Source organism: Georgenia sp. H159 (genome assembly GCF_035607575.1).
In the GTDB taxonomy this organism is placed as follows: Bacteria; Actinomycetota; Actinomycetes; order Actinomycetales; family Actinomycetaceae; genus Oceanitalea.
This window is the reverse complement of record NZ_JAYDZY010000003.1, coordinates 359701-371441: the sequence shown is the minus strand read 5'-3', so window position 1 is coordinate 371441 and position 11741 is coordinate 359701. Positions and strand designations below refer to the sequence as shown.

The window sequence follows — 11741 nt, the reverse complement described above, 5'->3', positions numbered from 1 at the left end:
CGGGCCCTCGGCGCGGACCCGACACGGCGATTATGCACACGTTGAGGGAATAGCGCAGAACAACACTATTAACGTCACGGGGGAATGGCTTTAATGTTCACGCCGGGGAATTCCGACTGGTATTTGCCCGGTATTTTCACGGTGCGATGGCGTCGCGGTCCTCCCACGTGTCGACGTCCCGCGCCTCCCCGCCCCGGGCGTCGACCGTGCGCAGGTCCAGCGGGCGGACGAGCTCGCGGACCGAGCCTCCGCGCAGGCGGCCGGAGGTGGCGAGCACGTCGATGCGCGACCGGAGCGCACCGCTGGAGTAGACGCCGAGCAGCCACTGCTCCCGTCCCTCCGCGTCCCGCAGGACGACGCCGTCCGCGCCCGTCCCGTCGCGCACCGTCGCGAGCAGCCGGGGCACCGCCGCCGCGGCGCCCGGGAGGTCGCACGCGAGCAGCAGGACCAGCGGGGCCGGCTCCCCCAGCGCCCGCACGCCGGCGGCGATCCCGGCGACCGGTCCACCGTGGGGTGGGTCCTCGAGGGTGCGGATGACACCGTCGGGCACGGGGACCGTCCCCGGGGCGACGACGACGACGCGCCGCGCCCCCGCCGTCGCGTCCAGGACGTGGTCGAGCAGTCGCCGTCCGTGGACAGCGACCTGCGGCTTGAGCACCCCACCCATCCGCCGGCCGGTCCCCCCGGCCAGCACGACGGCGTCGTGGGCTACCACCGGAGCAGCCCCACCTCGTCCCCCGGGGCGACGGCGTCGACGTCCTCGGGGACGACCGCCAGCGCCTGCGCGAGCGCCAGCGAGGCGACGAGGTGAGAGCCGGACCCACCCGCCGAGGCGGGGCGGACCGACGGCAGCGGTGCCCCATCGTCCTCGACGAGGACGGGCAGGTACTGGCGCCGGCCTGGCGGGCAACGCCAGGCGACACCGGCCCGCGCGGCCCCCAGGGGCCGGCGGGCGGGCAGTCCGAGCATCCGGCGCAGGCCCGGCGCCACATGGACGTGGAAGGAGACCATGACGCTCACCGGGTTCCCGGGCAGCGCGAAGACGGGCACGCCGCCGGCGAGCACGCCGAACCCCTGCGGCTTGCCCGGCTGCATCGCCACCGACTCGAACCCGAGCTGCTCGGCGAAGGCGGCCTTGACGACGTCCTTCGTGCCGACGCTCACGCCGCCGGAGGTGACGAGCACGTCGATACGGTCGAGCGCGGAGCCGACGGCGGCCCGCAGCTGGGCCGGGTCGTCGCCGACGGTCCCGAGCGGTACCGGCTCACCGCCCGCCTCCCGGACGAGGGCGACGAGGAGCAGGCTGTTTGAGTCGGGGATGCGACCGGGCCCGGGGTCGGTCCCGGGGGCACACAGCTCGTCACCGGTGGCGAGCACGCCCACCCGTGGCCGCGGATGGACGGGAAGCTCCCCGTGACCGGCGGAGACGGCGGCGGACAGGTGGGTCGCGGCGAGCGTGGTCCCGGCGTGCAGCACGGTGTCGCCGGGCCGGATGTCGTCCCCCTCGCCGCGCACGTGCCGTCCGGCGGGGACGGCCTCGCGGACGACAACGTGCGTCGGCAGCTCGGCCGCACCCGGCGGCTGGTCGGTGAGCTCCACCGGCACGACGGCGTCCGCGCCCGGCGGGAGCGGCCCACCCGTCATCACCCTCACCGCGCTGCCGGGCACGACCGTGGCGGGGTGGCTGGTCCCGGCCGGGACGTCCCCGACGACGGGCAGGGTGAGCGGGGCAGCCGCGGTGGCACCCGCGACGTCGGCGGCACGGACCGCGTAGCCGTCCATCGCAGAGTTCGCGAAGGGCGGCACGGCAAGCACCGCGTGCACGTCCTCGGCCAGTCGCAGGCCGTGGGCCTCGGTGACCTGGACGCGGCGCGTGGGGAGCGGCGCGACGTGCGCGAGGACCGACTCCTGGTACTGCTCGACGGTGATCACGGGCTCCCTCTCAGTAGACCGGCAGGCTGGGATCGACGTCGGCCACCCAGGCACGGACGCCGCCGGCGAGGTTCGTGACGTCGCTGTACCCGGCGGCCCGCAGGATCTGCTGGGCCTGGGCCGAGCGTCCCCCGGACAGGCAGTGGACGACGACGGCGGTCCCGGGCTCGGCCCCCGCCTCCACCGCGGCGAGCGGGTCGGCGACGAGTCGCTCGAGCGGCACCGCCCGCGCCCCGGGGATCGCGACGATCGCGCGCTCGGTCGGCTCCCGCACGTCGATGAGCACGAAGGAGTCCTCCCCGCGCTCGCGGGCAGCAAGACGCTCGGCGAGCTCCCGCGCGGTGAGGCTGGGGCCGGCGGGACCGGCGTCCGGGGCTGGATCGTTGGCGAGCACGGCCGCGGCGTTGCGCGTCACCGGGACGCCGAGCGGGTCGTAGCCCAGCTCGGCACGCGAGGTCGGCCTGGCCTGCTCCGGGTTGCGGCGCAGCGGCAGCTCGCTCCACCGGGCGGCGAGCACGTCGAGCACGGCCACCCGCCCGAGGAGGGGCTCCCCGACACCGGTGATGAGCTTGACCGCCTCGGCCGCCATGAGTGAGCCCACCTGCCCGCACATGGCCCCCAGCACACCGGCCTGCCCGCACGAGGGCGTCGCCCCCGGCGGCGGCGGAGCGGGGAAGAGGTCGCGGAGCGTCACGGCCGGGTAGCCGGGTCCGCGGGTGGGCTCCGGGGGTGCCGACCAGAAGACCGCCACCTGGGCGTCGAACCGGAGGATGGAGCCCCACACGAGGGGCAGGCCGAGGTCCGTGCACACGTCGGCGACGAGGTAGCGCGTGGGGAAGTTGTCGGTGCCGTCGAGCACGAGGTCGTAACCGCCGATGATCTCCCGTGCGTTCGTCGCGTCCAGCCGCAGGTGGTGCTGGGTCACCGCCACCTCGTCGTTGAGTGCGGCGACGTGCTCCGCCGCCGACGCGACCTTCGGGCGTCCGACGTCCGCCGTCGTGTGGAGCACCTGCCGCTGGAGGTTGGTGGCCTCCACGACGTCGTCGTCCACGATGCCCACGTGGCCGACGCCCGCCGCGGCCAGGTAGTGAAGGATCGGTGAGCCCAGTCCCCCGGCACCCATGACGAGCACGCGGGCGGCCCGCAGGCGACGCTGACCGAGGTCACCGAGCTGCTCGAGGAGCAGGTGGCGCGAGTAGCGCAGCACCTGGGCGCGGTCCAGCGGTGGTCCGGGGTCGCACAGCGGGGGCAGGGGCATGCGCCCACTGTAGGAGGACGGGCCGGGACGCGGGCCGCCGAACGTCCCGGCCGGGGCCGACCCAGGCCCGTCCCCAGACCATGGTCCGCCCCGCACCCCGCGAACGATGAGACGCTGGGCTCATGAGCTTCACCCACCTCGACCGGCGCGGGCACGCGCGGATGGTCGACGTCACCGAGAAGTCACCGACCGTCCGCAGCGCGACCGCCACCGGCCGCGTGCGCTGCTCCCCCGAGCTCGTCCTCGCCCTGCGTGAGGGCGAGGTCCCCAAGGGCGACGTGCTCGCCGTCGCGCGGGTGGCCGGCATCGCCGCGGCCAAGCGCACGCCGGAGCTGCTGCCGCTGGCGCACGTCATCGGCGTGCACGGGGTGAGCGTCGACGTCGTCGTTGAGGACGACGGCGTGGCCATCACCGCGACCGTCCGCACCGCGGACCGGACCGGGGTGGAGATGGAGGCGTTGACCGCGGTGAGCGTCGCGGCACTCAACGTCGTCGACATGGTCAAGGGCCTGGACCGCTCGGTGACGATCACCGACGTCGAGCTGGTGGCCAAGTCCGGTGGCCGCTCGGGTGAGTGGCGCCGGCCAGGACGGGAGGAGACCCGATGAGCACGGTGCGGTACTTCGCGGCAGCCGCGGAGGCGGCGGGACGCGAGCAGGAGACGGTGACACCGGCAAGCGTGGGCGAGCTGCGTGCCGCCCTCGCCGAGCGGCACGGCGAGCAGCTCGCGCGGGTGCTCCAGCGCTGCTCGGTGCTCGTCAACGGCGTCCGCAGCGAGGACGACGCGCGCGTGGCCGAGGGCGACGTCGTCGACGTCCTCCCTCCCTTCGCCGGCGGCTGAGGCCGGCGCCACGAGCGCACCCGCGCAGACCCCCAGCGGCTGGGCGGCCGGGCGCTGGCGCTAGCCGCCGATGGCGCTCATCGGGCGGTCCGGCTGGAGGAAGCCGGGGTCGTTGATGCCGTGGCCCGGGAGCTTGCCGGCGATGCACCTGTGCAGCACGCGGGCGAGCTCGTCGTCGGTGCCGCCCTCGCGCAGCGGGGTGAGGAGGTCGGACTCCTCTCGGGAGAAGAGGCAGTTGCGCAGCTGCCCGTCCGCGGTGATCCGCACCCGGTCGCACGTGCCGCAGAACGGCTTCGTGACCGACCGGATGACGCCCACCGTCGTGGGGCCGTCGTCCACACGGAAGCGTTCGGCGGGGGCCGAGGCCCGCCCCGGCAACGGCGTGAGGCGGAACTGCTCCCCCAGCTGCTCGAGAATCTCCTCGCCCGTCACCATGCGCACCCGGGACCAGATGTGCCCGGCGTCCAGCGGCATCTGCTCGATGAACCGGACCTCCAGACCTCGGTCGGCGGCGAAGCGGACGAGGTCGACGATCTCGTCGTCGTTGACGTCACGCATCGCCACGACGTTGATCTTGATCGGGGACATGCCCGAGGCCTGCGCGGCCTCGATCCCCGCGAGCACCTCGGCGAACTTGTCCCGCCGCGTCAGCTCCTTGAACCGGTCGGCGCGGAGCGTGTCGAGGCTGATGTTGGCGCGCTGCAGGCCGGCCGCCGCGAGATCGCGGGCCAGCTTGGGCAGGAGGATCCCGTTGGTCGTCATCGAGAGCTCGAGCGGCCCGTCCGGCCCCTCGAGCCGGGACATGCGGGAGACGACGTCGACGACGTCCTTGCGCAGCAGCGGCTCCCCGCCGGTGAGACGCACCGTGGCGATGCCGAGCGCCGCCGCGACCTCCGCGACCCGGACGAGCTCGTCGGTGGTGAGGATCATGTCGCGTTGCAGCCACGGCACGCCCTCGGCGGGCATGCAGTACGTGCAGCGCAGGGAGCACTTGTCGGTGAGCGAGATGCGCAGGTCGGTGTGGACGCGGCCGTACCGGTCGACCAGCGGCCGCCGGAGCTCCGGGGAAAGCGTGACGCTCATGCCGATCCCACCCACGTGTGGCTGCCGTCGGACAGGACCTGCTTCTTCCACACGGGCAGCCGCTCCTTGACCGTCTCGACGAGCTCACGGCACACGGTGAAGGCGAGGTCACGGTGCGCACTGCCGGCGCAGGCGACGATCGCGACGTCCCCGATGTCCAGGACCCCGACCCGGTGGCTCACCGCGACGCGGACGCCGTCGTACGCGTCCGCGACCTCGGCCGCGATGGCGGACAGGGCGTCGGCAGCATCGGGATGGGCGCTGTACTCGAGCCGCACGACGGTGCCGTCGGCGTCGGGGCTGTGGTCCCGGACCTGTCCGACGAAGGTGGCGACGGCGCCCGTCGCGGACGTCGACACGGCGGCGACGTGAGCGGCCAGGTCGAGCGGGGCGTCGCTCATCGCGGTGTGGGTCACCTCGCCCATCAGTGGTCACCCCCGGCGAGCTGGTCGAGCAGGTGCGGAAGGAGCGGGCCGACGACGGCGATCGTCTCCTCCACGCCTCTGGTGCTACCCGGCGCGTTGACGACGACGGCGGACCCGGCAGTCCCGGCGAGGGCGCGGCTGAGCACGGCAGTGGGAACATCGCTGCGGCGGCGCACCGCCTCGATGACACCCGGGAGCTGCAGCTCGAGCACCTCGGCGGTCGCGTCGGGAGTGCGGTCGGTGGGGCTCACGCCCGTCCCGCCGGTCGTGAGGACGACGCGGGCACCGTCGGCGAGCGCCGACCGGAGGGCCTGGCTGACCGGTTCCACACCGTCGGGGACCACGCGCACCGGCGCGACGTCGAGCCCGAGGCTCGCGAGCAGGCTCGCCGCGAGCGGGCCGGAGACGTCCTCGCGCTCCCCACGGCTGCACCGGGTGGAGACGGTGAGGACCGTCGCGGGCACGTTGTCGAGCATCATGCCAGGCTACGTGATTCCTTCACGGGAGCATTCCTACCGAGGTCCCGGCCGGCGGGTCTACGATGACCGTCGAAGAGGGGAGGGCCTGTTGAGCCTCGCCGACGCGCCACAGTGGCTCGTCTCCGCGTTCGTACGCAGTGCAGTCGCCGTCGGGGCGACCGCCGACCGTACGGAGATCCAACGCACCGCCAGCACCCTGGTGGAGCGCTGGCAGCAGCCGGAGCGCCGCTTCCACAACCTGCGTCACCTCACCGACGTCCTCGCTCGCGTCGAGGAGCTCGCCGAGGAGACGCACGACCCCGACGTCGTGCGCCTGGCCGCCTGGTACCACGGGGCGGCGTTCAACGCGTCGGCCGCGGAGGCGTACGCGCGCCGCGGCGGTGAGGACGAGGTGGGCAGTGCCGCGCTCGCCCGGGAGGAGCTCACCGCGCTGGGGGTGCCCGACGCCGTCGCCGACCGGGTCAGCGAGCTCATCCTCAACCTCGCCCGGCACGACGCCGACGAGCACGACGTCGACGCGCTCGCCCTGTGCGACGCCGACCTCGGCACGCTGGCCGTCGAGCCGCAGAAGTACGCCGCCTACCGCAAGGCGATCCGGGAGGAGTACGCGCACATCCCCGAGCTGGACTACGTCGGCTCGCGCGTCGCGATCCTCGCCCGCCTGCTCCAGCGGCGCCGGCTGTTCGTCAGCCCCTTCAGCCTCGCGTGGGAGGAGCCGGCCCGGGAGAACCTCACCGCGGAGCTCAGCCACCTCCGCTCGAAGCTCGCGAAGCTCGGCGGCACGGAGGCCCCGCGGGAGGAGCGGCCTGGCCGCCCGGCAGCGGCGAGCTGGCCGAGCCGCCGCTCCCCCGCCCGGGCGGACGGCCCGGGGCCGGCCTCGGCGCCCGTGGGCGACGACGCCGCCACCCGGTCGTCCGGCGCTCGCGCCGCTGCTGCTGCCGACGCCCGAGCCACCCGGTCCCCGGCGGCCCCGGCCGGCGGTGCAGGCCAGTCCGCGGCGACGCTGTCCGACGCCGACGCCGACGCCGGCGCCACCGACGCCGTTGCACGGCCGTCCGCCGCCGTCAGTGCGACGACCCCACCGTCCGGCGCGACCCCCGACGAGCCGGCCCGTCTCCGCGAGCGCCGTGAGCAGCCGCCCCCCGGCGTGGCGGAGTCCCTGTCGGGGATCGAGCGCGACCCGGACTTCGAGGTACGCCGCCGCGCCCGCGCCAAGCGTCGGCGGGACCGGTCTGCCGCACAGCTCGCGGACGCGTCCGAGCAGTCCCCAGGCTCGCTCTTCCGCCCGCCTCCGAAGATGCCCCGCTCCTAGCGTCGACCTCAGCACTGTGCCACCGGGGTGCAGGTGACGGAGGGAGACGACGATGAGGTTCGAGGTCGACAGCTCGGAGGTGGAGTCGGCCGCCGCCCGGGCCCGCACCAGTGCTGCGGTGATCCACACCGAGGTGGCCGGGATGATGACCCAGCTCCTCGACCTGCAGACCACGTGGAGCGGCGCCGCCGCCGAGAGCTTCGCGGCTGTGGCGCAGGAGTGGCGCGCCACCCAGCAGGTCGTGGAGCACTCGCTGACGCAGATCACCGAGGCGCTGGACCTGGCGGCCCGGACGTACGCGGACGCGGAGTCCAGCGCGCACGGCCTGTTCGTGCGATGACGCGCAGCAGCGCGCGCACGCGCGCCCCGCCGGTCAGGCCTCGAGCGCCCGGAGCTCTGCCGCCACGTTGCGCCGGGCGGCCGCCTCCCAGAGCTGCCGGCCCGTCGTGGTCCTGAAGAGTGCGCGGCGCCCGAGCAGGCGCCGGAGGATCGCCGCGCGGCCGAGGCGGAAGTCCGGCTCGGGCACGTGACGGTACTCGGCGCGCACCTGGTCGGTGTAGACCCGGTAGCTCTCGGCGTCACCGCCGAGCACGCCGAGGTCCGCGTCACACAGTGCCCGGCCGCCGGCGTCGTCGGCGGCGGGGTCGTGCGAGGCGGTGAGGCGGACCAGCCGGGCCACCTCGTTCGCCTCGACCCGGCCGACGACGGGCTCGAGCGCAGCGGTGGCGAGATCCGCGGAGGCGGTCTCGTCCGCGGGGCTGGAGCCGAGGTGGACGGCGTCGTGGAACCACGCGGCGAGCACCACCGGCCGTGTCACCTGTTCGCCGCCGGCGGCGAGCAGGTCGAGCCGGTCGAGGACGTCCCGCAGGTGGCGCGCAGCATGGTAGACCCGGTGCGGCTCGCTCCACCGCGCAGCGAGCCCGTCGCCGAGCTCGGGATTGTCGGGCAGCACCGCCTCCCAGCGGCGTGCCAGTGCGGCACGGGCCGGGCGGTCGACCGCGCGGACACGGAGCCCGCTGGCCCGCAGCCGGCGGACGAGCTCGTGGCCGTCGACGTGCTCGGCGCCGGCCGCGACCAGCTCCTCGTGGCGCTCGGCGGGAACGTCGTAGTGGTCGAGGTCGAAGGCCCGGCGGGGCACGCCGCACGACGCCGCGAAGGCGTGCAGCTCCGCGAGGTCGGCGTCGGAGACGAGGTGTGCCCACAGGGTGCCGTGCGCGGGCCAGCGCGGGTCGTCGACGAGGACCGCCACCGGCCTACCCCTCCCCGACGGCGGCGACCCGCTCGACGCCGTCGAGGGCGCTCAGGGTGGTGATGAGCTCGTGCTGGTCGGGCTTCCCGGTGAACCTGGCACGCACCTCGACCGTGTGCTCTGCGGTCTCCGTGACGTCGAGCACGGCGGCGCGGAACCCGAGGTCGGTCGCGGTGGAGAGGATCGACCGGAGGACGCCCTGACCGTCGCGGTACCGCAGCGCGAGGACGCTGTCCGCGTGTGCCTTCGGCATCCGCGCGGTGAGCGTGCCGAGCAGCGGGATGAGCACGAGGTAGCCGAGCGTCACCGCGGTGGCGACGAGCGGCAGCTGCGCCCCGCAGGCCATCCCGACCGCGGCGACGAGCCAGATCGTGGCGGCCGTCGTGAGCCCGTGGACGACGTTGCTCCGGGTGAAGATCACGCCCGCGCCGAGGAAGCCGATGCCGGTGACGACCTGTGCCGCGATCCGGCCCGGGTCCGCGGGCCGGTCCCCGATGAGCTCGGCGAAGCCGTACGCGGAGACGACGGTGAACAGCGCCGACCCGAGGCCGACGAGGATGTGGGTACGCAGCCCGGCATCCTTGTGGTGGTACTCGCGCTCGGCGCCGATCACGGCGGAGAGCACGAAGGACAGGCCGAGCATCTGCAGCGAATCGGCGATGTCCGGCGTCACGCCCCACATCTCGTCCTCACCTCTCTGCCCCGGGACGCACGTTGCGTCACCCGCCATTGTCGTCGCTGCCGGCACCCGGCGCAGCGTCCCGTGCGGGCGTCGTCGCGGGGCTCCTGTCGTCGGTAAGCGACACGACCCGCGTCGGGAGGCGGCAGCCGGGGACGCCCACGCACCGATGTCCCGCTCCGGCACCGTCCCTAGCGTGGCTGCCATGACCGACCCCACACCGCAGCGCCCACGACCCGTCGATCCGCGAGGCGACACACGCCTAGCAGGGCTGAGCTGGCCCGCCGTCATCTCCCTCGGGCTCCTTGCGCTCGCCCGGCCGCTCGCCCGCATCACGGGGGCCGACGAGGTCCTCGGGACCCCGGGCGGCCCGCTCCTGCTCACGCTCGCGGTGACGGCCGCGTGGGTGCTGGTCGTCGGCCTCGGGCGGGTGCCGCGGCCCGTGCTGACCCTGACGCTCGCCGGGGTCACGTACGCACTCGCCACCCTGCCGCTCAGCGCCGTGCTCAGCACCGTCATCGACGGCGTCCCGGCCGGTCCGCTGGTCAACCCGGTCGCCATCGTCCCGGTGCTGCTCCTCAACGCGGGCTGGGGTGCACTGGCGGGTGTGCTCGCCCTGGGCGTGCAGCGCCTGCGCGGTGGCCACGGGTAGCACTCCGGGCATGCCGACGGGGCGGCACCGGTGCGGTGCCGCCCCGTCGGGACGTGCTGGGACTGCCCGGAGTGTCCGGTCAGTCACCGGGTCGGGTCAGAACCCGCCCATGCCACCCATGTCGTCGCCACCGCCGGCCGGGGCCGGGTGCTTCTCGGGCTTGTCGGCCACGATGGCCTCGGTGGTGAGGAACAGGCCGGCGATCGAGGCGGCGTTCTCCAGGGCGGAGCGCGTCACCTTGACCGGGTCGGCGATGCCGGCGGCCAGCAGGTCCTCGTACTCGCCGGTGGCGGCGTTGAGTCCCTGACCCGCGGGGAGGTTGCGGACCTTCTCCGCGACAACGCCACCCTCGAGGCCGGCGTTGATCGCGATCTGCTTGAGGGGGGCGTCCACGGCGACCTTGACGATGTTCGCGCCGGTGGCCTCGTCACCCTCGAGCTCGAGGTTGCCGAACGCGTCCTTGGCTGCCTGGATGAGGGCGACGCCACCACCGGCGACGATGCCCTCCTCCTGGGCGGCCTTGGCGTTGCGGACCGCGTCCTCGATGCGGTGCTTCCGCTCCTTGAGCTCGACCTCGGTGGCCGCGCCCGCCTTGAGGACGGCGACGCCGCCGGCGAGCTTGGCGAGACGCTCCTGGAGCTTCTCGCGGTCGTAGTCCGAGTCGGAGTTCTCGATCTCGGCGCGGATCTGGGCGACCCGACCCTCGATCTGCTCGGGGTTGCCGGCGCCCTCGACGATGGTGGTCTCGTCCTTGGTGACGACGACCTTGCGCGCCTGGCCCAGGAGGTCGAGCTCGGCGTTCTCGAGCTTGAGGCCCACCGTCTCGGAGATGACCTGGCCGCCGGTGAGGATGGCCATGTCCTGGAGCATCGCCTTGCGGCGGTCACCGAAGCCCGGTGCCTTGACGGCGACGGACTTGAAGGTGCCGCGGATCTTGTTGACGACGAGCGTGGCCAGGGCCTCGCCCTCGACGTCCTCGGAGATGATCGCCAGCGGCTTGCCGGACTGGATGACCTTCTCCAGCAGCGGGAGCAGGTCCTTGACGTTGGAGATCTTTGACTCGACGAGCAGGACGTAGGCGTCCTCGAGGACGGCCTCCTGGCGCTCCGCGTCGGTGACGAAGTAGGGCGAGATGTAGCCCTTGTCGAAGCGCATGCCCTCGGTGAGCTCGAGCTCGAGGCCGAAGGTCTGGGACTCCTCGACGGTGATGACGCCCTCGGCGCCCACCTTGTCGATGGCCTCGGCGATGAGGTCGCCGATGGCCGGGTCCCCCGCGGAGATCGCGGCCGTGGACGCGATCTGCTTCTTGGTCTCGACCGGCGTGGCCTGCGCGAAGAGCTGCTCGGTCACGGCCGCGACGGCCTTCTCGATGCCGCGGCGCAGCGCGATCGGGTTCGCACCGGCGGCCACGTTGCGCAGGCCCTCGCGGACGAGCGCCTGGGCGAGGACGGTCGCCGTCGTCGTGCCGTCACCGGCGACGTCGTCGGTCTTCTTCGCGACCTCCTTGACCAGCTCGGCGCCGATCTTCTCGAAGGGGTCCTCGAGCTCGATCTCCTTGGCGATGGACACGCCGTCGTTGGTGATCGTGGGGGCGCCCCACTTCTTCTCCAGGACGACGTTGCGGCCCCGGGGGCCGAGGGTGACCTTCACGGTGTCGGCGAGCTGGTTGAGCCCGCGCTCCATACCGCGACGGGCCTCCTCGTCAAAGGCAATCATCTTTGCCATTGGGTAGATCCTCCGCTTGTAGCGTGGCTGGGTCGGCCAGTGCCCGCGACGGACGATCCACACCCCGACGGTCACGTCCCGCCGGGGCCTGGACCTCACTGGGTCG

Annotated in this window: 14 protein-coding genes; 5 read left to right on the top strand and 9 right to left on the bottom strand. The window is 73.9% G+C overall.

The features are described from left to right. Positions 1–136 precede the first annotated feature (136 nt). From mobA to VR894_RS06350, 3 genes are read right to left on the bottom strand one after another with little or no spacing between them, the layout of a single operon-like run. A complete protein-coding gene (gene mobA / locus VR894_RS06360; protein ID WP_324650501.1) occupies positions 137–715 on the bottom strand; it encodes a molybdenum cofactor guanylyltransferase in 579 nt (192 codons plus the stop codon). Next, positions 709–1932: a gephyrin-like molybdotransferase Glp gene (glp, locus tag VR894_RS06355; protein WP_324650500.1), complete on the bottom strand. Its 1224-nt coding sequence runs from the start codon at positions 1930–1932 to the stop codon at positions 709–711. The genes mobA and glp overlap by 7 nt, the downstream gene beginning before the upstream one ends. 10 nt (positions 1933–1942) lie before the next feature. Next, positions 1943–3190, bottom strand: a complete 1248-nt coding sequence (locus VR894_RS06350; RefSeq protein WP_324650499.1) for a ThiF family adenylyltransferase — start codon at positions 3188–3190, stop codon at positions 1943–1945. Between the two features lie 122 nt (positions 3191–3312). On the opposite strand from VR894_RS06350, the gene moaC reads away from it, so the two are divergent. Both moaC and VR894_RS06340 read left to right on the top strand, forming a co-directional pair. Continuing rightward, entirely contained in the window at positions 3313–3798 is a 486-nt protein-coding gene (gene moaC, locus VR894_RS06345; protein WP_324650498.1) for a cyclic pyranopterin monophosphate synthase MoaC, read from the top strand. After that, a complete protein-coding gene (locus tag VR894_RS06340; protein ID WP_324650497.1) occupies positions 3795–4031 on the top strand; it encodes a MoaD/ThiS family protein in 237 nt (78 codons plus the stop codon). The genes moaC and VR894_RS06340 overlap by 4 nt, the downstream gene beginning before the upstream one ends. A gap of 60 nt (positions 4032–4091) precedes the next feature. Here the strand turns inward: VR894_RS06340 and moaA are convergent, their stop codons facing one another. The 3 genes from moaA to VR894_RS06325 are packed head-to-tail and all read right to left on the bottom strand — an operon-like array spanning position 4092 to position 6015. Further along, entirely contained in the window at positions 4092–5114 is a 1023-nt protein-coding gene (gene moaA / locus VR894_RS06335) for a GTP 3',8-cyclase MoaA (RefSeq protein WP_324650496.1), read from the bottom strand. After that, complete coding sequence (locus VR894_RS06330; RefSeq protein ID WP_324650495.1) at positions 5111–5539, bottom strand: molybdenum cofactor biosynthesis protein MoaE; 429 nt, start codon at positions 5537–5539, stop codon at positions 5111–5113. Before VR894_RS06330 ends, moaA begins: the two co-directional genes overlap by 4 nt. After that, on the bottom strand, positions 5539–6015 hold the full coding sequence (locus VR894_RS06325) for a MogA/MoaB family molybdenum cofactor biosynthesis protein (protein WP_324650494.1): 477 nt from the start codon (positions 6013–6015) through the stop codon (positions 5539–5541). Before VR894_RS06325 ends, VR894_RS06330 begins: the two co-directional genes overlap by 1 nt. Positions 6016–6106: 91 nt before the next feature. Between VR894_RS06325 and VR894_RS06320 the strand changes: the two genes are divergently transcribed. Together VR894_RS06320 and VR894_RS06315 are read left to right on the top strand one after the other, a co-directional pair. After that, complete coding sequence (locus tag VR894_RS06320; RefSeq protein WP_324650493.1) at positions 6107–7330, top strand: hypothetical protein; 1224 nt, start codon at positions 6107–6109, stop codon at positions 7328–7330. 52 nt (positions 7331–7382) lie between these two features. After that, positions 7383–7670 carry a WXG100 family type VII secretion target gene (locus VR894_RS06315; RefSeq protein ID WP_324650492.1) on the top strand — a complete coding sequence of 96 codons (288 nt, stop codon included), beginning with the start codon at positions 7383–7385 and terminating at the stop codon, positions 7668–7670. Between the two features lie 33 nt (positions 7671–7703). Here the strand turns inward: VR894_RS06315 and VR894_RS06310 are convergent, their stop codons facing one another. Both VR894_RS06310 and VR894_RS06305 read right to left on the bottom strand, forming a co-directional pair. Next, entirely contained in the window at positions 7704–8579 is an 876-nt protein-coding gene (locus VR894_RS06310; RefSeq protein ID WP_324650491.1) for a DUF4031 domain-containing protein, read from the bottom strand. 4 nt (positions 8580–8583) lie between these two features. Next, positions 8584–9261, bottom strand: a complete 678-nt coding sequence (locus VR894_RS06305) for an MgtC/SapB family protein (RefSeq protein WP_416380818.1) — start codon at positions 9259–9261, stop codon at positions 8584–8586. Between the two features lie 202 nt (positions 9262–9463). On the opposite strand from VR894_RS06305, the gene VR894_RS06300 reads away from it, so the two are divergent. After that, entirely contained in the window at positions 9464–9910 is a 447-nt protein-coding gene (locus VR894_RS06300; protein ID WP_324650489.1) for a hypothetical protein, read from the top strand. 96 nt (positions 9911–10006) lie between these two features. On the opposite strand, the gene groL is transcribed toward VR894_RS06300, so the two are convergent. Continuing rightward, complete coding sequence (gene groL / locus VR894_RS06295) at positions 10007–11635, bottom strand: chaperonin GroEL (RefSeq protein ID WP_324650488.1); 1629 nt, start codon at positions 11633–11635, stop codon at positions 10007–10009. Between the last annotated feature and the right edge of the window lie 106 nt (positions 11636–11741).

What these genes read in the sequence shown, in the direction of transcription:
- VR894_RS06350 (WP_324650499.1), bottom strand. Translation starts at nt 3,190, where the DNA reads ATGCCCCTGCCCCCGCTGTGCGACCCCGGACCACCGCTGGACCGCGCC.
- moaC (WP_324650498.1), top strand. Translation starts at nt 3,313, where the DNA reads ATGAGCTTCACCCACCTCGACCGGCGCGGGCACGCGCGGATGGTCGAC.
- VR894_RS06340 (WP_324650497.1), top strand. Translation starts at nt 3,795, where the DNA reads ATGAGCACGGTGCGGTACTTCGCGGCAGCCGCGGAGGCGGCGGGACGC.
- moaA (WP_324650496.1), bottom strand. Translation starts at nt 5,114, where the DNA reads ATGAGCGTCACGCTTTCCCCGGAGCTCCGGCGGCCGCTGGTCGACCGG.
- VR894_RS06330 (WP_324650495.1), bottom strand. Translation starts at nt 5,539, where the DNA reads ATGGGCGAGGTGACCCACACCGCGATGAGCGACGCCCCGCTCGACCTG.
- VR894_RS06325 (WP_324650494.1), bottom strand. Translation starts at nt 6,015, where the DNA reads ATGCTCGACAACGTGCCCGCGACGGTCCTCACCGTCTCCACCCGGTGC.
- VR894_RS06315 (WP_324650492.1), top strand. Translation starts at nt 7,383, where the DNA reads ATGAGGTTCGAGGTCGACAGCTCGGAGGTGGAGTCGGCCGCCGCCCGG.
- VR894_RS06305 (WP_416380818.1), bottom strand. Translation starts at nt 9,261, where the DNA reads ATGTGGGGCGTGACGCCGGACATCGCCGATTCGCTGCAGATGCTCGGC.
- VR894_RS06300 (WP_324650489.1), top strand. Translation starts at nt 9,464, where the DNA reads ATGACCGACCCCACACCGCAGCGCCCACGACCCGTCGATCCGCGAGGC.
- groL (WP_324650488.1), bottom strand. Translation starts at nt 11,635, where the DNA reads ATGGCAAAGATGATTGCCTTTGACGAGGAGGCCCGTCGCGGTATGGAG.